Source organism: Psychrobacter sp. Ps2 (assembly GCF_022129405.1).
Classification (GTDB): domain Bacteria; phylum Pseudomonadota; class Gammaproteobacteria; order Pseudomonadales; family Moraxellaceae; genus Psychrobacter.
The window spans coordinates 29,519-50,773 of sequence record NZ_JADQAM010000041.1; the positions used below are offsets into that span (position 1 = coordinate 29,519).

16 protein-coding genes and 2 pseudogenes are annotated in these 21,255 nt (G+C 37.7%); 7 read left to right on the forward strand and 11 right to left on the reverse strand.

What is annotated here, in order from left to right; genetic code table 11:
* Window positions 1-108: 108 nt before the first annotated feature.
* The 3 genes and pseudogenes from I3254_RS04240 to I3254_RS14365 form a co-directional block, all read left to right on the forward strand.
* A complete protein-coding gene (locus tag I3254_RS04240; protein WP_238051505.1) occupies window positions 109-369 on the forward strand; it encodes an AlpA family phage regulatory protein in 261 nt (86 codons plus the stop codon).
* Window positions 362-1,945 (forward strand): DUF3987 domain-containing protein, encoded by a 1,584-nt coding sequence (locus tag I3254_RS04245; protein ID WP_238051507.1) that lies wholly within the window; start codon window positions 362-364, stop codon window positions 1,943-1,945. The genes I3254_RS04240 and I3254_RS04245 overlap by 8 nt, the downstream gene beginning before the upstream one ends.
* 297 nt (window positions 1,946-2,242) lie before the next feature.
* Window positions 2,243-2,392 (forward strand): annotated as a pseudogene (locus I3254_RS14365) (transcriptional regulator); the annotation flags it as partial.
* A 147-nt stretch (window positions 2,393-2,539) separates the two neighbouring features.
* Here the strand turns inward: I3254_RS14365 and I3254_RS04250 are convergent.
* The 4 genes from I3254_RS04250 to I3254_RS04265 all read right to left on the reverse strand — a co-directional run bounded on the left by I3254_RS04250 (window position 2,540) and on the right by I3254_RS04265 (window position 9,025).
* A complete protein-coding gene (locus I3254_RS04250) occupies window positions 2,540-5,701 on the reverse strand; it encodes a site-specific integrase (RefSeq protein WP_238051509.1) in 3,162 nt (1,053 codons plus the stop codon).
* Complete coding sequence (locus I3254_RS04255) at window positions 5,694-8,006, reverse strand: hypothetical protein (RefSeq protein ID WP_238051511.1); 2,313 nt, start codon at window positions 8,004-8,006, stop codon at window positions 5,694-5,696. Before I3254_RS04255 ends, I3254_RS04250 begins: the two co-directional genes overlap by 8 nt.
* Window positions 7,993-8,562: a hypothetical protein gene (locus tag I3254_RS04260; protein ID WP_238051524.1), complete on the reverse strand. Its 570-nt coding sequence runs from the start codon at window positions 8,560-8,562 to the stop codon at window positions 7,993-7,995. Before I3254_RS04260 ends, I3254_RS04255 begins: the two co-directional genes overlap by 14 nt.
* 244 nt (window positions 8,563-8,806) lie before the next feature.
* On the reverse strand, window positions 8,807-9,025 hold the full coding sequence (locus tag I3254_RS04265; protein ID WP_238051537.1) for a helix-turn-helix transcriptional regulator: 219 nt from the start codon (window positions 9,023-9,025) through the stop codon (window positions 8,807-8,809).
* A gap of 249 nt (window positions 9,026-9,274) precedes the next feature.
* Between I3254_RS04265 and I3254_RS04270 the strand changes: the two genes are divergently transcribed.
* Window positions 9,275-9,595, forward strand: a complete 321-nt coding sequence (locus I3254_RS04270) for a hypothetical protein (RefSeq protein WP_238051540.1) — start codon at window positions 9,275-9,277, stop codon at window positions 9,593-9,595.
* A 42-nt stretch (window positions 9,596-9,637) separates the two neighbouring features.
* Here I3254_RS04270 and I3254_RS04275 read toward each other — a convergent pair whose 3' ends face one another.
* From I3254_RS04275 to I3254_RS04295, 5 genes are all read right to left on the reverse strand, one after another.
* Entirely contained in the window at window positions 9,638-11,371 is a 1,734-nt protein-coding gene (locus I3254_RS04275) for a hypothetical protein (RefSeq protein WP_238051543.1), read from the reverse strand.
* A gap of 96 nt (window positions 11,372-11,467) precedes the next feature.
* On the reverse strand, window positions 11,468-12,718 hold the full coding sequence (locus I3254_RS04280; RefSeq protein WP_238051546.1) for a PD-(D/E)XK nuclease family protein: 1,251 nt from the start codon (window positions 12,716-12,718) through the stop codon (window positions 11,468-11,470).
* A 27-nt stretch (window positions 12,719-12,745) separates the two neighbouring features.
* Window positions 12,746-13,843, reverse strand: coding sequence for a WYL domain-containing protein (locus I3254_RS04285; RefSeq protein WP_238051549.1), 1,098 nt, complete (start codon window positions 13,841-13,843; stop codon window positions 12,746-12,748).
* Between the two features lie 3 nt (window positions 13,844-13,846).
* The gene (locus I3254_RS04290; protein WP_238051552.1) at window positions 13,847-15,004 is read right to left on the reverse strand and encodes a PD-(D/E)XK nuclease family protein; all 1,158 of its coding nucleotides are present in this window, start codon (window positions 15,002-15,004) and stop codon (window positions 13,847-13,849) included.
* A gap of 88 nt (window positions 15,005-15,092) precedes the next feature.
* The gene (locus I3254_RS04295; RefSeq protein ID WP_238051556.1) at window positions 15,093-15,962 is read right to left on the reverse strand and encodes a protein phosphatase 2C domain-containing protein; all 870 of its coding nucleotides are present in this window, start codon (window positions 15,960-15,962) and stop codon (window positions 15,093-15,095) included.
* Window positions 15,963-16,381: 419 nt separating this feature from the next.
* On the opposite strand from I3254_RS04295, the pseudogene I3254_RS04300 reads away from it, so the two are divergent.
* The 3 genes and pseudogenes from I3254_RS04300 to I3254_RS04310 all read left to right on the forward strand — a co-directional run.
* Window positions 16,382-17,017: pseudogene (locus I3254_RS04300) on the forward strand (IS3 family transposase); the annotation flags it as partial.
* Window positions 17,018-17,092: 75 nt separating this feature from the next.
* Entirely contained in the window at window positions 17,093-18,136 is a 1,044-nt protein-coding gene (locus I3254_RS04305) for a hypothetical protein (RefSeq protein ID WP_238051567.1), read from the forward strand.
* Window positions 18,137-18,212: 76 nt separating this feature from the next.
* Complete coding sequence (locus tag I3254_RS04310) at window positions 18,213-18,899, forward strand: macro domain-containing protein (RefSeq protein WP_238051572.1); 687 nt, start codon at window positions 18,213-18,215, stop codon at window positions 18,897-18,899.
* Here the strand turns inward: I3254_RS04310 and I3254_RS04315 are convergent.
* The gene (locus tag I3254_RS04315; protein ID WP_238051573.1) at window positions 18,896-19,966 is read right to left on the reverse strand and encodes a DUF4433 domain-containing protein; all 1,071 of its coding nucleotides are present in this window, start codon (window positions 19,964-19,966) and stop codon (window positions 18,896-18,898) included. The two genes, I3254_RS04310 and I3254_RS04315, sit on opposite strands and share 4 nt — an antisense overlap.
* Before the next feature lie 392 nt (window positions 19,967-20,358).
* The gene (locus tag I3254_RS04320) at window positions 20,359-20,784 is read right to left on the reverse strand and encodes a hypothetical protein (protein WP_238051574.1); all 426 of its coding nucleotides are present in this window, start codon (window positions 20,782-20,784) and stop codon (window positions 20,359-20,361) included.
* Between the last annotated feature and the right edge of the window lie 471 nt (window positions 20,785-21,255).

Genomic DNA, 21,255 nt, shown 5'->3' on the forward strand with positions numbered 1-21,255 from the left:
CGATAACCCCCTTTATCACAGTGACTTGGGGGTTTTTTATTGTACTTCAAAAACATAACATTCTATCCATACCGCGACATCCCGTCACGGCTCACATGGAGATATAGAATGACATATCTTAACACCCCTACCCATAATCAGAACTTAGTGAGATTGCTACCACCTCAAGGAATGTCTCGAGCTAGAGACATCCTGCCATTTTTACCGTTTGGACGCACAACGCTACACGAATGGTCACAAGATGGTAGGTTTCCAGCCAGCATAAGACTATCACCAACTATGGTGGCATGGCGCAATAGCGATGTTCTAGAATGGTTAGAAAATCATGGTAATCCTGCTAATAACACACAGGAGAATACCAATGATTGATCCAAAAAACAAAAACGCTCATGTTGGTAGCATGAGCGTTACTGACCACAAGAAATTCACATGCGACTGTCAATTCAATAGTGATCAAGCCAATGATAGCACGAAACTAGAAAGCTTAAGCGATCATAAACTAACGAAAAATGAGCAATGGCCTGATCCTGAAAATTTAGCTAACGACTTTAGCGCCCCCACGCCCTATCCTATCAATGCATTCACAGGCTTATTAAAACGAGTCATTGAAGTCGTGGCGTATTACGCACAAGTACCACTTGCAATGGCTGGTCAATGCGTCTTAGGAGCACTGGCACACATGGGGCAACGTTTCATTGATGCACCTATGGGACATGGGCACATGCCAGCCAGCCTTATATTAATCACAGAGGGCGAAAGCGGTAGTGGCAAAACGCAAACTATGGGCTTAACTCACTTCAAAATAGACGAGCATGAGCGTCAGCAGTATGAGGAGTATCTGCAAGACCTAGAATTATGGGAAGGTGACAAAGTAGGATTAAAAGGTGCTGAATTAAAAGAATATTTATGCACTACACCCAAGCCTGTTAATCCCAAAACTGTTTTCGATGATACAACTATTGAACCTATCTTAGATAAGTTTGTCGATGGTGAGATTAGTAATGCTTCATGGTCAACTGATGAAGCAGGACAGTTTTTTAATGGTCACACTATGAAAGGTGATACTGCAGGTAATGCACTAGGCGCTATTACAAAGCTGCATAGTAATGGTAAGGCATCAAGACAACGTTCTCAAAAGTCAGCTCACGCCACACCCCGAACCGATGCTTACGACGTTCGCATGACTCTCTTTCTTCAAGGTCAACGCGTGATATTAGAGCCAGCATTAACTGACCCACTGATGAACGGGCAAGGTCTTTTGCCACGGGCGATTATCGCTTGTCCTGAGGACTTACGCGGTAAAAGAGTTTGGAATGACGAGAAGCGCAATAAGGATAATCCTTATGACAGTCCTGATTTAATAAAATACTGGTCACGCTGTGATACCTTACTTGCGCCCTTACCAGCTAATGAACCAAAAGACGCGCAAGGTACATTCCAGCGTCTAAAAATAAAATGGGAAGATACCTATGCAAGACAAGTCTTTAATAAACTTGCTCAAGATATAGAGAACCGCCAAGCCAACGGGCAGGCATTGGCATACTTAAAAGCGTATGCGTCACGTATGGCAGAAAATGCCAGCCGTATAGCTTCATTAATTGCATTTTTTGAAAAACGTGAAACTATTACTGCAGATGACATAACCCGTGCTTTTCTGCTTGTGGAGTATTCCACAAGCGAGCGCTTACGCTACCTTAATGCCACGCCTACATGTGAGCAGAACGACAGTGAGAAGCTAAGCCGCTGGCTAGTGGATAAAGCCTGTGATAAGAAGTCGCATAAACTCAATAGAACTTATATCGCTAATAACTCTCCAAACCCTATGCGTAAGAACACTAAGTTATTACAGATTGAGTTGGACAAATTAGAATCTTCTAAACATATCAGACAAGAAATGGAAGGGCGAAGTAAAGTGATATTTATTAATCCAAAGTTATACGATTAATATTAATGCTTAAGAAATCCTGCTTAAATTGCTTAAACTACCCCTAGCCCATGCAGCTAGGGGTCTTCTGTGAGGATTGCCAAATCTTAAGCTTGCTTAAGCTGCTTAAACTCAGTAACAAGCCAATTTAAGACGAGATTAAGCAATTTAAGCAACGTTAAGCAAATGCCTACCTTAATCTAATTCCTTGCCTATCCTATGTTATAGCTAATTTAAGCAGTTTAAGCAGCTTTTTTTAGGTATAAAACTGTATGGGCAGGCATGTAGCGTCTACCTTTTTTATTCAGCCGATTTGATGTAGCGGAGTACCTGACTGACGAGACCCTTATTAATACCTACTTAAACGAAGAGTTAATCGATGGCGTACCTTGTGACTTTATCGAGGCGCTGAACGATGTGGCACGCGCGAAGAGTATGAATGAGCTAGTACTAAAGACGGGAATATAAATATAACTTAACATCTATCAGCCCATATAAATAAGAGCATGCCTTTCTTGCCTATATTGCCACTGACCCACGTAGCCAGTGGTTTATTATTTTTAACGCTAAACACCTAAATATGCCGATATTGCCTAAGGTGGGATAAGTATATTATTAACTATCATTAACTTTAGCTAATACATACAACAAGCACCCCAAATACTTCAAAACCCCTGACGAGCTGTAATAATCATCTGTCATAGCCAAGTTCTTATCAGACCGCTTACGTTTTTTCTGTACTACCCTAACCTCATAACCATGAAAAACCTCACGAGCGCCTACACGTATTGAGCTATCGAGCCCTAGCTCTTTTTTAATATCTCGTACTGCTTGTTCGCTATGCGCTCTAATCTGCCAATGACTGGCGTCTATCAGTTGACAACCTACTGCCATAAAATTCTGTAGCATCTCAATCTGGGTCTTTTTAATCCCAAAATGAATTGATGAAGTGCTTAAGTTCTGTTTACCTGTAAATATTTCCACAAATGACTTCAGTCTAGCAGGCTCATCAATCGACATCTGATACGCACTATCAAGTGCCTTAACTAAAACCTCTTGGTTTTTATGTCCCGCTGGCGCACTCAAAAGCAACCTACCATCAGTAAAAATCTGACTGGCTCTATTATAAGCTTGTCTAGCTTCATTGACAGCAATGCCATGCCGTAGTGCGACCTCTGCCAACCGCTCCGCCCTTTTATCAACGCTTATTTTTTGAAGCTCCTCCAACAGTGCAACCACATCATAAACTTTAGGATGAATAAGTATAGACGGTCGAGTATTCGCTGCGTCATTTTTTGTGTTTTGCTCATAATCTGTATTAGCTGGTGTTCTGTTATAAGAGAATAGAGACTCTTTGCTCGCAACCTTATTGATTAAATAGCCACGCATCTTATCAAGATTAATTTGTTTGGTGCTAGGACTATAAGCTCTGCCATCCTGTCTATTTACTGTCTGATAACCAATACCTGTCACCATCTCAAATACGGTTACAGGTATAGAAAGATTGGCTTGAGTCATTTGCCAGCCAGCCAGCAAATGAGCGGTATGGATATAATATTCAAACGTAGTATCTGGCGTTAGATGCCCAGCAAAGCTAGCCAGTCCAAACCATATGCCTTGTTCTTTATTATTAGCAAGAAGCGCTTCAACAATAGCGTCACTATGAGCTTTATCATAATCTGTCATCACCTGCGCAAGTGACGAGCCGCTTAACACCAATGCCAGCTGACTAATCGCAGTATGCCGAAAGCTGTGAAAGGTAAAGTCATGGGTAATCAGCAATCTATCCCATATGATTTTCATCATATTACTGAAAAACACAGATGGTAATGGCTGATCACCTGACCCTTGTGAGAATAAATAACGGCGCTTTAACCTTTTTTGTTGATAATAGAATGCGATGAAGAGCTTTAACTCATCATCCTTGAAAAGACTATCTATCGGTATTACTCTTTTGGCACTACTGCTTTTGAGCCTACGATATCGATTGGGTTTGAGGATTATTTTAGGTACTTCAATCACTTGACCATTAATAACACCTATATCTGTAATGTCTTTAACCTTAATACCAATGATCTCATTAATACGCATGCCAGTGCGATAAGCGAGTGTTAGTAAAATCAAGCAAAGCCGCTTTTGATCAACCTCCAACTCTGATAACTGCACATACTCTTTCATCGCATGATAGACACGCGGTGATATCATATTGGCTTTAACGACTTGCCTATTACTACCCCATGGAAAATAGACATAAGGAGCATCAAAGTGCATACGCTGATGATTGTGAAATGCTTTCAGACGACCATAAGTAAATTTCTGGCTGTCTTTTAGGCGATCAAGATTAGATAACGATTGACCAGTAGCATTGTTATCGTTATCTATACTACTAGACGTATCATCATCAAACTCTGAAGACTTGCATAGTACAGATAACTTGCGGCCATCTTTCACCTTACTTTGAATAATCTGCTCGTAAACTTCCTCAAAGTCATTACCCTCCCACTGATCAATATCCTCATCCATTGTCAGCATCAACCAGTCACGACCAATACAGCCCACATATTTACTGATAGTATTGAGCCGAATGCTAGTATCAGCAAGCAATGCTAATACCCAACTAAGCAAGCGTTGCACGTTAGGCTGGCTAGCATCTGTCTTTAATGTTGTGATAGTAGAAATAGCGGTGTTTCTAGTCAATTTGAGTGCATCTTGCAGCTCTTTGATCAGATTTTTACTAAAACTAGGATAGTTTATGGCACTACTTTGGCTATTCGACTTTATCGATGATTGATAGCTGGCATCAAACAGCTCAGACCACTCAAGTGGCTCGGGTTTTTGATTGATAAGCTCTCGGTTATAATGGATTAGCTTATCCGTAGACAAACCAGTGGTTTTAATATCACCTTGCTTCACCACGGCTAGCGCCCCATCAATCAAACTACCTTCCATTTGTCGCCAGTGGTAGTTGGCATATTTGATGAGTAGTGAGTGCTGCGGGCGATTGATATCTTTATTGGTAAGTTTAAGTGTTTTTGAGATATCGTTGATGATGGTATTAAATGGCTTTATCTTGGCAGTGTTTAACTCTTTATCCTTTAGAGCATATAAAAAACACAGGCTCATATCATCGGGAACATAATCAATAAAACGGTGTAAGCATTCGCTGTCATCTAGCGTAGTTCCATAATTATCATCACGCACTCCAAGCGGTATTACGGCTAACTGTTCTACACGACTCTTTTCATTATTTTCCGCCATGTTAATTTTATACACACGGCGCTCACCAAACAGCCAATCATAGAGTGCTCTTAGCACCTCAATGCCGTTAATACCGCCATACATGATGCTGCAATATAGTAACCCCTCAACCAAGTCACTCACTGAAAAACGCCGCTTTCGTTGCCAAGCCTCTATCATTGTCGCGCTACTGTCTGCTACAGCGCATCCATTGATGAACCAGTCATAGTTAATGGTCAAGCGCTCACGAGTCGCCAGTATCGGTACCACAGGCTCATTAAGGCATACCTGGTGAGCTTTATTATAATCACGAACAAACTCTAAGAACCCGCGCCGCGCCAATTGGAAGTTTTGAGCGGTATCGAACTTCTCTTCTAGCAATTGGTTGATTGCTTCGTAATGATGCTGCAGCTCACAAGGCGGTTGTATAGGATTTTGATTGATATACTCTTTAATTAGGGATTTAGCATCACGCTTAACACTTTTTTTAGATTCTTCTCTATTCAGCTGTCGCAGTTTATGAGCGCTAATATTATCCATATAGACGAACCTCAATTTGTTTTAAGTGCAGATCTGTAGCAATCGCATTTAAATGAGGACTGAGCTGGTGCAGCTGATTGATAGAGCTTGATGACATCGGGTGCATGAACTCCTGGTCAGGATGCTCGTGACCGTAAAGCGCGCAAATCAGATAGTCAGACACGCGTCCTGTAAGCATGGATCTAAGCTGATGACGCAGCCAGTTATCCTGATGACTAAAAAAGCCTTGCAACTGGTAGCGAACTTGGCTTGGCGTAATGCTAGTAAAGCCCTTTGGGTTCTTTTTATAGAGCTGAATTAGAGGACGCTCAGATTGCAAGATATCATTGATGGGATAAGGCGCTGCTGGACATAATGCATTATAGATGGCGGCAAATTGCTCAATATAGGTCATATAGTTTTGTATAGCCGTTATCAAAAACTTGCTAAGAGGAATGAGCCTGCCGTCAGACTGCGCATGGCGCTCCTCTTTATCGGATACCCATAATGTGCGCCGCTTAAAATCAAACTGGTGTAGCAACCCTGGTGCGTGTCTGACTGGGCGGATACCCGTTTGAATCATAACAATATGCCACAACCAAATACTATAGCTATTAAACTGTGCAATATAGCGATCCATGTGGGACTTTAGCTTCCCATTAAAGCTCTCGGCACTGACAGCCAGTTGGTTAAAAAACTGCTGGCACATTGTGGTCTTTAGTGCCATATCACTACCAATATGGCTTCTATGCCCGTTAATCGGTACGCTACACTCATCTATTAAAAGTGCTTTTTGCTCGTCATTGCAGTATTCAGTTATCAGCTCTACTGCTTTTATATAGGTTTTCTCTAGCTCTACCGTTTTAGTGCTGGTGTAATACAGCGCGGAGCTATGCCGTACATCAACACCTGTGAGCATGTCAGCATATAAGGACTTATTAAGCTCGTTTTTGATCAATACAAACAGGCCTGCTTCAATATACTGGGGGCTCAGTGCTGGCAGGTTAAGCATATCTTTAGCATAAGAGATAGCCGCTTTAACAGTATCGGATGAAACGGTAATTTTATCCTCAAGCATAATTTGTAAAGCTTCAGGCAATGCGCGATAAAAGGTACTGCCATAGCTTTGTCTGTGGGCAAGCAGATGACTTCGAGTATTGGTCGTCACATCAATCGTGATAGCGATACTACTGATTTTACGGACACGGTCATAAATGAAATACTGCCGTTGACTGTGACTGCATTGCCAATCAGCAATGATGCTATCAATACTAAGACCGCTTAACAGTGATAGTATTAAAACGGCATACCCTGTGCCACTCTCTTTATCACCACTCATAAAGCGCTGCCAAAGCATAGCAAATAGCATTTGGTATCCAGCAATACTCAGCTGACGATGATTGGTTGGGAAATGAAATTGATTACGGCGGGCGTGTTGATGGTTATTTTTTAATCGCCATTGCTGCAGCTCAGAAGATTTAGCAATTTGTGTGGCTGGCTTAAAGGAATTGTCTAGCAAGGGTACTTCATCGTCATCGGCAATATTTTCAGCGATTGCCACGTTACTATGCTTTTTTGATTGTTTCGTACCAAACACTATTCTTTGTAGCGGCTCACCATTGATATGCGCCACTGTCTTAGTGACTGTTTGAGCCGACTTTACGCGTTTAGTACTCTCATTATAGGTTTTACCAATAAAGGCCTTATTATCAATCGCTACCTCATAAGCCAGCCTGATTTGACCGATTTTACTACCAAGATATTGGTTCGCTTTTTTACCTGTTGCCTCTTCCTGTTTGACGCTTGCTTCATATTTTCTGATATGAGATAAGCATGAGGATAGGCCATCGCACTGATCGTGAATGCTAATTAACTGGTCGAGAATGCCACGTTGTGGATCACTAGGTCTTAGCGCCATACGAACGCGCACACCAAGCTTATCTATTTTGGCAAAGTGCTTGTCGTTGCGTACTGTGATCATGAATATCACTTTTAAGTAGCCGCTCATAAACCGCCAAGCATTACTATTAACGTCTATCGCACCATAGGCCTGATAGAAAACAATCAGCATATAGGTAACCGCCCACACACCTGTTTTGCCTTGCCGAGTGATTTGATTCACCACATCTATACAGTCTATCCCAGTAAAGTCTGCAGAATTAGATTCTGGTGTTGATTGTAATGAATCAATATCATCATCTGGCACTAGACTGATTACATCAATCACGAGCTGACGCATTTGTATGTGATGTGGTGAACCTATTGGGATAAGCTTGTTCAACACTCGCATGTCGATCACACCATTAAGTAATTTAGTGTGGGTCATAAGAGGCATCCATCCAACTCATACTTTTCTGCAATCCCAACATCATCTCATCATTAGCCGCTTTACCCTGCTGATACTCATAGGTGCCCGGGCTTATACCAGCAAACCTACAATAATTATCTACCGTCAGGCGATCAATATTCATGAGTTCGCAAATAATGCTTTTTGGCGCATTGGTATTTAATGCCTTAAAAAACTCAGGATGGTAAATTCCTCTTGAGAAAGCCAGATCGACAACCTCACTCCAAGCCAAGCGCTTGATGTCTTGCAGGCTTTCAGCCGCAACCAAGCAAGGCTGACGTAAACTGGTCTCTTCTGTGAGAATCTTATTGATTCGTCTAAATTCGTTAAAAAAATAGTAAGTCGAGTCTTTGCCAGTGATTACACGTAGAGGTGGTCGATAATAGTCATCCAAGCCACGTATATCTATACCTCTCATTCTTAGCCTAAATTGATGCCATATCAAAAATGCCTTTTGCGCATCTTGATGAATAATCAGATTAGATTTACTAAAAGTTATAAACTTCTGAGTAGGCTTTAGATGAATACTATTCATTTCAACATCGCCAACAGTGAAATATATTAATCATAGTATGTTATAACCTAACGATTGTAAACCCCTTAATATCGCTGTCATATCCTTATTTTTAGATAACTTAAATATTGATCTGTAATCATTTTTTAAGCAAAAAAAATACTCTTTAACCTATAAGCAATAAAGGCTAAAGAGTATTTTAAAATTTCAATTTTAGCTAGGTGAGGAAGTTAACGTATTATTTCAGTCGACCTTCCTATCAAGCTTAGTCTTCTTCATTCTCATCAGGAATATACTTCAAAATATCCCCTGGGGTGACTTCTAATACCTGACATAGCTTATTCAAGGTGTCGAACTCTATACGAGTCGTCTCATCATTATAAATCCTATGAAGTGTTGATTTACTAATATCCGTCATCCTTACTAAATCAGCAACTCGAAGTCGTCTTTCTGCTAAAAGCACAGGGAGATTACAAAAAATCACAATAAAATCCTTATTGGTAAGTAAAAAATACTTGCCAGTGACTACTTTTCTGCTAGAATAATACTCGTTGGCAATAACTAAGTTTCCGTCAAAAACTATTTTATGCTGACTAACGCTTTATTATGTCATATACCTATCTTGCTGCTCAATAGCTCACTAATGATGATAGGTGCGACTGGTTCGATAGATATCATTATTATAAAAAGGTAACGCTAATCATAGGTATCGGTCATTAAAAAGGAGTACGTTGTGGGCATCAAGATTGAATGGAGAATGACACAAAATGCTTGGGACAAACGGGTCTGTGAAGATTATTGGGCCTATGATCATAAAATCAGCTATATAGATTATGTTCGGTTGCTTTGTCAAAAATATAATATTAGTTCACACGTATTATTTGAAACCATAAGCCAATGCTATGTTTGCTTAGATGATGTGAGCTGTGAATATTGTGGAAGCGCCTGCCCTATTGAAGTGCCTGCCGATATTTATTATATGCGAGCGAAAGAGAGTTGGTTTTGTGCAGTATGTGAGCATGCTATGTGGCGCGGGGATTCTATTAGCAAATAGAACTAACTTCAGTTTATAGTAGCAGCCAAAGCCATAAATTTATTACGTGTGGCTTTGTTTTTCTTCAGCATAAATTGCCCTTAGTCGAAAATAATCAGGCTCGTTAGCAATACTTGAACTGTAATAGATAGATGTATCATCATCAGATAATAATTCTTCAACAGCATCTGCTACGTAAGCAAAATCTTCCAGCGGTAAGCTTTGAACGCTCTCCATTCCAATAAACAACCCTTTAGTATCATGAGCTTTTGCAAGTTGACTAACAAGCTTGTGTGTAGCTACTTTTATCAAATCTGACTCAGGCTCACCTGTGGCACTTACTTGAATGAATTGAAAAAAATTGCCACACTCAAACAGACTTTTGACATCTACAACATCTATACCAATAATAGTACTTGCGGAATTTACATCTAGCAGTTCAACGACATCATTTACTTCATCAGGCTGACACTTAACAACGCCTTCTATAACATCTAAGCGCTCAGATTCACTATCATCTGTTTGTAAGCCTACTAGAAAGTAGGCCCCTATACGCTCTTTTAGTTTTAGTAAAGCCTGCTGATCCCAACCATCACTGATGATAAAGCAGCCAATGATAGATAACGGAAAGTCATCCATGTTTGGTTGATATAAAGCTGCAGCGGGCACACCGCTCAAGTATAAGTCGCCATTACGGAACCTATCGATCAGATTCTTTGGGATTTTAGTAGTTAACTCTCTGTTAAGTTCTAAGTGTCTAAGTTTAGTTAGATTATCTACGCTTTTAGGTAGATGATCTAACTTGTCGCTAGTTATAATCAATTGAGTTAACTTAGCTAGCTCACCTATCGACTCAGTTATAGATTCAAGATTTTTACAACGCAATGTCAACTTAGTTAAACTTGCTAAATTGCCAATAGCTCGCGCTATCTCTTTTAACTGATCGCTGTAAATGACAAGCTCTTCAAGCTTATTCATATTGACGATACTCTCAGGTAACGTATTGAGATTTTGGCAGTTGAGCTGTAAGTAATTTAAATGAGTTAATTTACCAATCCTTTCCGGTAGCTCATTTAAGTTATCACTTGTTATATTTAGGTCTCTAAGATTTGCTAGAGAACCTAAGGACATTGGTAATTGAGTTAGATTTTTACAGTAAAGATATGCCTCTTTTAGGCTTATGAGTTTAGAAAAAGACTTTGGCAACGTTGTTAACTTATCATCGGTTATTACTAAGTCAACAACGTTGCCTATACTGGATAAATTAGTAGGCATTCTCCCCTGCTCATTACGTAGACGTAAACTAATATCACAATCTAGCTCTTCTAGTACATCGGGAAGCCTATGAGCATCATAAAAACTTATCTCTAAGTGCTTCAGGTTTTTTAGTTTATTTAAGCTTTCAAAATTAAACGCATAGTTCTCATAATCAAGTATTAACTCTTTAAGGTTTATCAAATCACCAATACTTTCAGGCAACCTATCTTCTACACCATTAGGTAATGACTCTGTGTTTCTTAAAGATAAGCTTTTTAGCTGGGTCAAACTACCAAGTGCTTTTGGCAGAGCATGAGTGTAAGCTTGTATATCTAATGATTCTTGGTTAGCAAGCTGTTGTATATTATGAGACACAGTATATTCTGAGATATCGCATGATTTCGCCCAGTCGATGACCTGTTGTAAAGCTTCTTTGTCCATGGTGTCAAGATCGACGTATTCATTATCCTCTGTTACGATGACCTGCTCATCAAGTAGCTCTCGTTTGGCTAGATATTCTCGGATACTGTTTGTAGTCATGGTCTCGCTGTCCTTAATTGTAAGGCATTAGAATTAATACTATGTATTGCTCTAATAGTTATATAATGCTTAATAATTTTAGTTAGAAAACCCAAATCAATCGTTAAAACAACCGTTATCATTAAAAATTTGGAACATTGCGTCCATTTCCTCCATAATTTTACTTGCCATTTCGCCATCTCTAATCATCAGCCATGCTTTACTTGAACTTCTCCAATCTTGTGGAGAAAAATAATAACCAGCCGGCCAAAGCGGTGACTTCCAAATTTTTTTATTGCTTAAATTATTTTCTAGTACTGTTTTCATCTTCTCAGCGTTTATAAATGAATTAACTTCCGCTCTTGTATTAAATTTAAAACCTAGACATGGCCTGTCGAAATTTGCACTCTGAAATTCAAAGCAAATATAGCCATTATTGAAACTAGGACTTATCAAATTAACTTGCTCATAATTTTTACCGTCTCCTAGGTTACTAATATCGAGTTGGTAAGACCTTTTATCGTAGTTTTTCAGAAACTCAGCTTTTACGTCTTGTATGAGCTTTTGTATAAGCTGACTTTTCATATCATCTACATTATTTGCTATCTGAATGCTTGCTTCGATACTCTCGTCATTCTGTAGCATCACCTCTAAAACCGCATTTTCCATATTCATATCCTCAATACCCATAAATTGCTTTTGAATAAATTTGATTAACTGTGCTAGAAATTCGGTGACACTATGATTTTGACATTCGACTTGGCAAGCTTGTAACCAATCGATCAAACCACTAAACTTAAGCGCACTAAATTTATCATCTTCTATTAGAGACTCTAATTCATTGTTCTCTATACTGTGCTTACTCGGCGTATCACTATGTTCATTAAGATAAATTAAATGCCAGTGATCCAGCTTTCTTTTATCAAGTTCTTTGGCATAATCCTTTAGCTGTTCATACTGATCTGACGCATAGGGTTTATTTTCGATACAAATGCCATAGCTTATACTGTCGGCTTCACATTCTAGATAAATATCCATCCGCCGACGTGTACTACTTGCCCACGTTATCTCTTCGATTACTACCTTCGTTTGTTCAAGATACTCTATAAAAGAAAGCCATTTTGAATTTTCAGTAATATTCGGTAGGCAATGATCAATAAATAATTTCAAAAACTCTTCTTCTTGTCCATGCCTGCCTTTAGGGTTTAGTAGATCAGCTAGTATCTGGCTCAGTCCCAATTCATTGGTATTGATATAATCAAAGGTATTAAACTTGGGCGCAAGTTGACGACTATAGAGCGCTTGTGCCGTTTTTAAAGCATCGGTTTTTTTGATGACCTCGTTGAGTAAATGTTGTAGCTTTTGCATAATATATTTTCCTTAACTATTAATTTTTTATCCGTTTGGTGATTGATAAAGCGCTATCCCACTTTCTAAACGCTTAAGAATAGCTTTTTTTAGCTCTAGCGGTTCAACCACTACAGCCAACTGCGACATACTAACCAACCACTCTTGCAAACGCTGAGTACTAGCAACCGTTGCGCGCACCTCGTTCCAAGTGTCATCGATAATAATAATTTGCTGATCTGTCGATAACGGCCGCTCATATAGATGCTGGCAGGCATATTTTTGCACTTTTAAGACCAACTTTATTTGCGTATTATCAGTCGGCTCAAGCTTACCTAAGCTATGCAAGCTCTCTAATCTAAATACATCCTGTTGTACCCAGTCTGGTATTGGCTCATCAATGACTACTGCCTCAGTGATACGGTTAGCCGCAAAATTACGATGCGCCTCTAATAAGATGTCATAATCGATATGATCATTCGTTGGATTAAACCCAGTGAGATAGATCATATTGTCGATAAAAATCAGTCCTTTAGGATAGATTACTCTGACGGTAGGATTGTCACGCCATTTGTTTTGATAGCTGATTTGAACCTGCTTGTTGTGTAATAGCGCCTGATGAATGCTAGCCAGCACTTCACTATCAAGCTTTGGTGCTTGTACGATACTGGGTAAAGTAATGAGATGATCTTGCCACTGCCCTAGCCTGCTTTGATTGAAGCTGTACTTATCTTGGCGATCTAACTGGTTCAACTTATCGCTAATACTTTGCTTAAAGGATGCTGGCAAGTAGTTTGCCGTATAGTTAGCGAGCATCTGCCAAAAAAACACCGTTTGCTCATTAATGACATCAATACTAGAGCCTAGCTCAATATAAAACCGTGCTGTCTTACCACTAATATTTTGACCCCATGTCGGTATTCTAACTAAGGCTTCACTACGAAAAATATCATCAAATATTTGATTGAGCCTAATCAGATCGTTCTCTAAGTTTTTACGCTCATTTACGTAGTAGTCAGGGTTATCACCATAAATGCTCATTAGCTCTGTAAGTGAAATAGCTTTGTCTTTATTACGTGGCAAGCGCTGATAAAGCGCAAACAGACGGGCTGATTTGTTGTAGCTGGCGATTGGGTGGGTTGTCATTTCTTACTCTGAGATTAATGGTCGGTGGTTGAGTTCAAAATCGTTTAAATACCCCATTAATTCAACTATTTTATTTGATATGTCTTTGATATTAATTTCATTAAACTCCCATGAAATATACCAAAAAGAGCTATTATATTTTTTGAAGTTATTTTTACTATTTTTTAAGAGTTGGTCGCTTAATAAAGGCTTAAAATTATTAATCGGCTCGTTTGAAGGCCAATTAACAAATACAATTATTTCACATAATACTGGCGCTTTGTCCGCCCTTATAATAAAAGTAATATCAGATCTTGATTTCCAATGTATGTTCGAGAAAGTTCTAACGGGTTCGTAATAATTCCACTTATTATATCTAGCTTTGCATTCAAAGTTATTCAAACTATCACTATTATTTAAATCTAATCTTATTTTCTCGCCTATTTTTGGCATTAGATTTTCATAAAAATACTTACTCAATTCAAAATAATCATTGATATTTTCCGTTAAAAACTCGATCTCATCTTTGCTTATCTCGCCCATATTATCCAACTCCTTTAAATGTAGTAAAAATTCTCTAGCGAATAGACTCCATTTATTATACGGATTGTCTAGTAGTGCTTGTGATAAATGCGGCTCTATGGCTGTTACTAACTCTTGATAAGAGATACCATGCCAACCCTTATTCATTAAAGATGGCTCAATTCTACCGTCAAGACAAATCACCAAAGATATTAGATTTTTCTGCTTTTCATCATTTTGCTTACTATCTTTGATATGCTGCTTACCGTAATTTAAGTAGTCATCAAATGGATTGTTTTGCCCGTGATAAATTTTACATTCGACTATGATTAGGGCTTCATCAGCTTCTAATAACAAATCAATACGATTACCTTTGGCGGTTGATACTTCGGTCTCTACACTTGTTAAGGCACCTAGACCTTTACTGAATCCTTTACTCGCAATAACATCTTGTAAGCCATTAAAAAAACAATTTTCTAGGCTGTGTTCTTTCATTGGTTCTAAAAAGAAGCTTAACAGCTCTGTGGTTGGGTTTTCAAAATGTCCGCGCGTACCTACATCAAACAGCGTCAGCTCTTTAGTTACGATATCTAGCTTTTTGAACTTATCGATTAGCTCTTTATAACTTTCTAGATTAGCTACACTTCCTAAATCTGTCATTCACTTTCCTTAGAATAAATTGAACTTGATTAAAGCTAACAGGTTTAACCACTAAATAAGCACTGAACTAAAAATTAAATATATTTCGTCAATCAAACCGAATCACAATAGCCGTACCATTATCATATGCATTGCCATCCGAGTCATAAACCTGTCGCCTAAGCATCTGTAGCCACTCTTGTAAGCCTGTTTGGCTATCGATAAGTAGCCATTCATTACTCGGTGCTAAATCGTGAATACCGTCAGTACAGACAACGAGGCTATCGCCCGATTGCACTATGATTGTATGCTTTGTGCACGTTGGTGGCTCGCTGTTCGGATCATCACTATCTACTGCTAATGCAAAGCACTCGGTAATGCTATATAAGCTGCCCGCCATACCTGTGCGATTGTACTCATCAAAATCGACTTGACGACCTTCATCGTGCGCCTTCTCATCTATCAGCTCGTTAAGCAAATTATGATCACGGGTTAAGCACTGCCACTCTTTTGCCTCTTTGCCTAGCCAATACACACGGCTATCACCGATATGGGTTATATCTATATTGACTGACTTATCATCGTTTAATGTGCCGATAATCATTGCAAGTGTCGCTGCAGCGCCATAACGTTTAGGTATATGCTTAGTTTGACTCAGTTGTTTATAGATGCGATCTGAGGTCATGCTTTGGACGTCTGCTTGATTATCATCCCATAACGTTTTGATTGCTTTGACGACTGCCTTTGAGCAATGCTGTGACTGGTTAGAGCTGGCTACACCGTCAGATACCGCAAGACAAAATGGCGCTTGCACTGATGTCACTGCCATCACCCCTAAGTCCTCTTGATACCAGTGGTCTAAAAAGAAAAACGCATCTTGCTGTATCTTATTACTGGCATTGCCTTGGAAGGTAATAGCGCAGGCCCGTGCTATTGCTCTAATAAAGAGTTTATACTCATCACTTAAAGTATCCACCATAATAATTCGCTCATTATTTATTATCATTAAGACAAATATAGTAGATCACCTAGTAATTTATTTTATAGGTTATATGTTATTTTGAATTTATGGTAATAATGATTGACTGTAATATCTTAAAAAGCCAGCAATTCAAGCTCAAAGAGGTAAGCGAGGTTGGTAACAAATCATAGAGATGATGCTTACATCAGGATGGATCGATATTTTTTTATGATGAATCTGGATGTATTTTAGTTTTTTATAATTTATCAGGTGATAATCCTGTCCTTTTTTAGGGTAACGAATTATTATTCATCGGACAAAGTACCATGTACGTAGCGCAGTTTGATACAGATAACCTTGGGAATCCATACCAGTAAACGCTTATCAGGGTCTTTCAGTTTTATAAAATTCTTGGGTGGCGGGAGTGATATCAGGGTTTGATGAGACAGCATGACCTGCAAGGCGTCTGGCGTGGCAAAAGCAAGATTACCACCAACAGCCGTGACGACCAAAAACGCGCTGATGACTTAGTCAATCGTAACTTTAGTGCTCGTCGTCCTAACCAGCTCTGGGTGGCGGACTTTACCTATATCAAGACGACAAGCGGCTGGGTATATACCGCTTTTATTATTGATGTGTTTGCTCGCGCTATTGTGGGCTGGAAAGTCTCTAATCGCATGAACACCGATATGGTGATGGCGGCATTAAATCAAGCGCTAACAGATAGAAACAATCCCAAAGATGTCATTCATCACAGTGATCGAGGGGTTCAGTACTTATCCATTCGCTACACCGATAAGATGACAGACTGCGGCGTGATTGCTTCTGTTGGTACAACAGGCGATTCTTATGACAATGCCTTGGCTGAAACGGTCAATGGGCTGTACAAGTCTGAGGTGATATATTATTTAAAAGAGAGCTGGACTGGCGTCAACGATGTTGAATTAGCAACCCTTGAATGGGTAGACTGGTTTAATAAAACACGACTGCATAGCGCGATTTGTTATGTGTCACCTTTTGAGTTTGAAAAGCGGTATTATGATAATTTAATCCTGTCAGGTATTGCTGCCTGACTCAAGTAAATCACTCTCCGATATACTCGGGGCGGTTCAAAAATCTATATAAATTGACTTGAGAGAAAATATATTATGTTTAGTTTCTTTAAAAAGAAGATACAACCAACTCCTTTAATAGGACTTGTGAATATTAGTAATAATAATAAGGCTGAATTCTTTCAAGCTGTTAATCAAGATATAGATAATTTTATTAAAAGTTCGGAAACGCATGAACCACAGCTCCTAATGCCTATTATTTATGCCCATAGATTATCTGTTGCTGGGCTGTACCATCAAGGACTACGTACTAAAAGTGATTTTGATATAACTGATCAATCACACTTTAACATGATGGTTCACATAGGAAATGATATTTCCAAAGAAGAACAAGTAGAGTTTCAAGAAAAATCTTGGAAATACGCGGTCGATTTTATAAAAGAATATGATGAGTCTTTTGAAGACACACTTGGAAGTGTTATAACTGCATCAGCAAAAAGAGGTGTTTCTATTTATGAAGCATTATTTTATGCATTAATTGGCAATATAAAGAATGAAGAAGAATGTCGTATTATTTGTCGAAAAACCGTAACACCACAATTTTGTAGATCATTTATTTACTCTTATGCTTGGGACCCTGTAAATGATGACTTACCTATGACTACGTTAAAGGTTGGTAGATATTATAAAGAGCTTTATGGGACAGATACGAGTTACCAATCATCAAGCAGTGATAAAGACTCAGAAAGTGAGTTTGAAAATATGGTAGAAGATGCGTTTTCACCGTTAGTCGATATGATTTATGAAATGATTTCTTTAAAAATACTCAGCGAGAATATAGCATATCAATTTGTTTTAGAAGAGCTTGAAGGAGCAGCGCAAGGAGATGAAGAAGCTCAAAAATTTGTAGAAGAAAGCCCGTTTACAGAAGAAGAATATAAAGGTGCTATGTCCAGGTCTACACCATTAGTTGATGGTCCTGACGGTCCTCAGTTAATGCTGACTCATCTTTTAATGGACACATCTTTACCTAACCCAATGATAACTAAGCTCCGTATCCGAGTAGTAAAAAAGGTTATTAATCATTGGTTTAAAGACGCTAATGACGATAAAAACATTGATTTAGATTATTTTCTTTAAACTAAATAATTGATTGAAAAGTTATATTGTTACTTTAATAATATAAAATATGATATTAAAATCAAGGTAATGCTTAATGTCTATAAAAGAATTCAAGGGTAATATATTCTCTACTGAGGCACAAACAATAGTGAATACTGTAAACTGCGTAGGAGTTATGGGTGCAGGCATAGCTCTCGAATGTAGGTTACGCTATCCAAAAATGTTTCAAAAGTATGCAGAGTTCTGTCAACAAGGGTTGCTGAAACCTGGAAAGCTCTGGTTGTACAAAGACCAAAGCCCTTGGGTTTTAAATTTTCCAACAAAAGATCACTGGCGGTATCCCTCAAAAGAATTATATTTAAGAGAGGGGTTAATAAATTTTGTGGAAACATATAAAACTAGAGGAATAACTTCTATAGCATTTCCTTTGTTAGGTGCAGATAAAGGAGGTATAAACAAAGACATCTCCAAGTCTATTATGAAAGAATATCTTTCAGGTTTAGATATTGATATTGAAATCTATGAATATGACCCAAATGCTACCGATCCGCTTTATTTAGAAATCCAAGAATGGATTCTATCAGCCAACTTAGCAAGTCTAAGCGAAAAAACGGGTGTTAATCTAAAATATTTAATTTTGATAAATGATTGCATGATGAGAAAAGAAATTCATCAGGTAGGTCAAATTCTAAGCATAAAAGGCATTGGGACTAATACTATTGAGAAGCTTATTGATTATAAATTTAATCAACCTCAAAATTTACAGATTAGCTTGTTTTAGAAAAAAAGATCCGGACTTATTACAATTTCTTGCTTAATACCTGTAAGAGTAGATTTTAATTTCGAGTAAGTCTCTATGTTTTCACAATGAATACGCCTTATATTTTCAGCAGTTATATGATTATATATCAAGCACTCACTCATCATCAGTGATTTTTTAGTTATATTTATATGGTTGTCTTCTGACCATGTTTTAGAGTAGATGTCTGACCATGGAAAATTAATAAGCTTATATTTACTGGTTTCAATCTTTGAATCGTCTCTTGCGGCGTTGCCTTTAGAAAACTTTGTATAATCTTGGTTTATAACTTTTTTATCGATTTCTAAAATAACTATTTGATGAGGGCACTCTATCTGCTTCTGATAAAGCATTGCATTTCTAGCATTGAAATATAATGGTACATAGTCGTGAAGTTTGAAATTATGGTATTTCTCTTTACGTACTCTTCTTAAGTTCACATCATAATTACTTATATCTACATAATTAGTAATCTTGCTATGCGCAAATAGCCCTTGATCTAGTATTTTATTTAAATTACTGATATGGGTCATATGAAATAACCTTAGATCGATATGGCAAATTAACTTTTCTTTAAAAGGATTAATTATTGGATCGAGTAGCTCTTTATTCCATACTACCCATTGCTCATTTTTGTCATTACAATGATAACTACCAAAAAACTCACCTTTACTTGTCAACTCATATTTATTATCGATTTTATTGAGAAATCCTAAATCTATTAAATAATCGAAAAAATAAGGTTTAGCATCTATACCAATAATCTTTCCGTAACTAGTTGTTGAAATGAATAGCGATTTTTCAATACTCGACTTTGCATATTTTTTAATTAGACTATTTACAACTTTATCATAAGATGAATTACTTAGTTTACAAATAGTATCAATGTTATTTTTAATCTGTATGTTTAACTCTTTTTCCGTTATTTTATGTACTTTTCTTGGGATTTCGGTTTGAGTTAATTCAGCAAGTACGATGCCTGGGCTCTCATAATTGATAGCCTCTATATTGTCAAAGAGCTTTTGTAATCTTAGCCTTAGTATATTCATAACAACCAAATATAGTCAGTCTTTTATAAATAGAATGAAATGCTTTTAAAATAAGTGAAATGGCAAAAGACTACATGGCCTATTCAGCAGACTTTCGAGAACAAGTGATTAAAAACATTAAAAGCAAGGACATTAGCATCCGTTAAGCTTTTATTTTCTATGATATTAGTAACATGTAGTAATTTTAAGTCCCTCAGTAAAGTTTCTAAAGAGCACTCTCATCCCCATAACGCGTTATGGGAAATAGGTTTTTTATTAATGAAGGCATCCCGCCTCTGTTTGACTACTATTCACATTAAGCCAATAATTATAAAAATCCAGAGAGGCTCTGCCCTAGCCTCAAAGGAACAATTACGTTCATTCTTGGGTGATAGCTTAAAAATAATTAGCTACTAAAGATATTGCTCTAGTTTATTAAATAGAAGTAGACCATGCTCATCTGGCCAAACTGGATTGGCTGCTACTTCTTGGTCACATTGATTAATTAACTTATTTACTCTTGTTAAATCATTATTTGCAAAACTTAAAACTTTTTCTTGTCCAAACTTAAAAATACAAATTATCAAGGCTTTATCTACCAAATCAGTTACTTTTTTTTGATTTTCTGCTGCATCTTTCAGACCTCTAGGTACCATCATTAAATTATGTTTGGCTGCCATGACATTTGAGAACTCTATGCATAAATCTTTATAAGACAGCTTAGATATATTTTTAGAATATTTGATCACTCCTTGTTGAGTATGGACTTCCTGTTTAGGAGCAAAACTATCAGTAATCACTGTTCCAACCTTGACTTTTTTTTTGAATAAACCAAACATACGAAAAAATCCTTTTGAAAAAATTTATTATAGTGGTTTTAATATATATCCATCAAATCCATAAGTTTTGTAAAACAAAAAACCATAACTCATAATATTTATTTCTTTTGCATCTGACAAGCATAATCGTATAGCACTTCCTCGCCAAATCCTTCGCCTAATAAACCTATTATACCATCTTATATTATTATAATAGATGAGTTAATCACTACTTTTTAATAGGCTAGGTAATTTAATGGTTTTAACCAAATGTAGATATTCTGAACATTTTTTATTAACGAGCAATTTTCTGATAATAATACTTTTACTTACTAGGCGACAAAACCATGAGTTTTAGGGTGTAAAATTATCAACAACAAATCACATCAACAGCATAATGAGATAAGGTCCTGAGTATAGTCACTGCACTACAAAAGAGTTATGTGTTGGATGAATATCATAAAACAATTTAGATAAGTCATTTTCCATCCA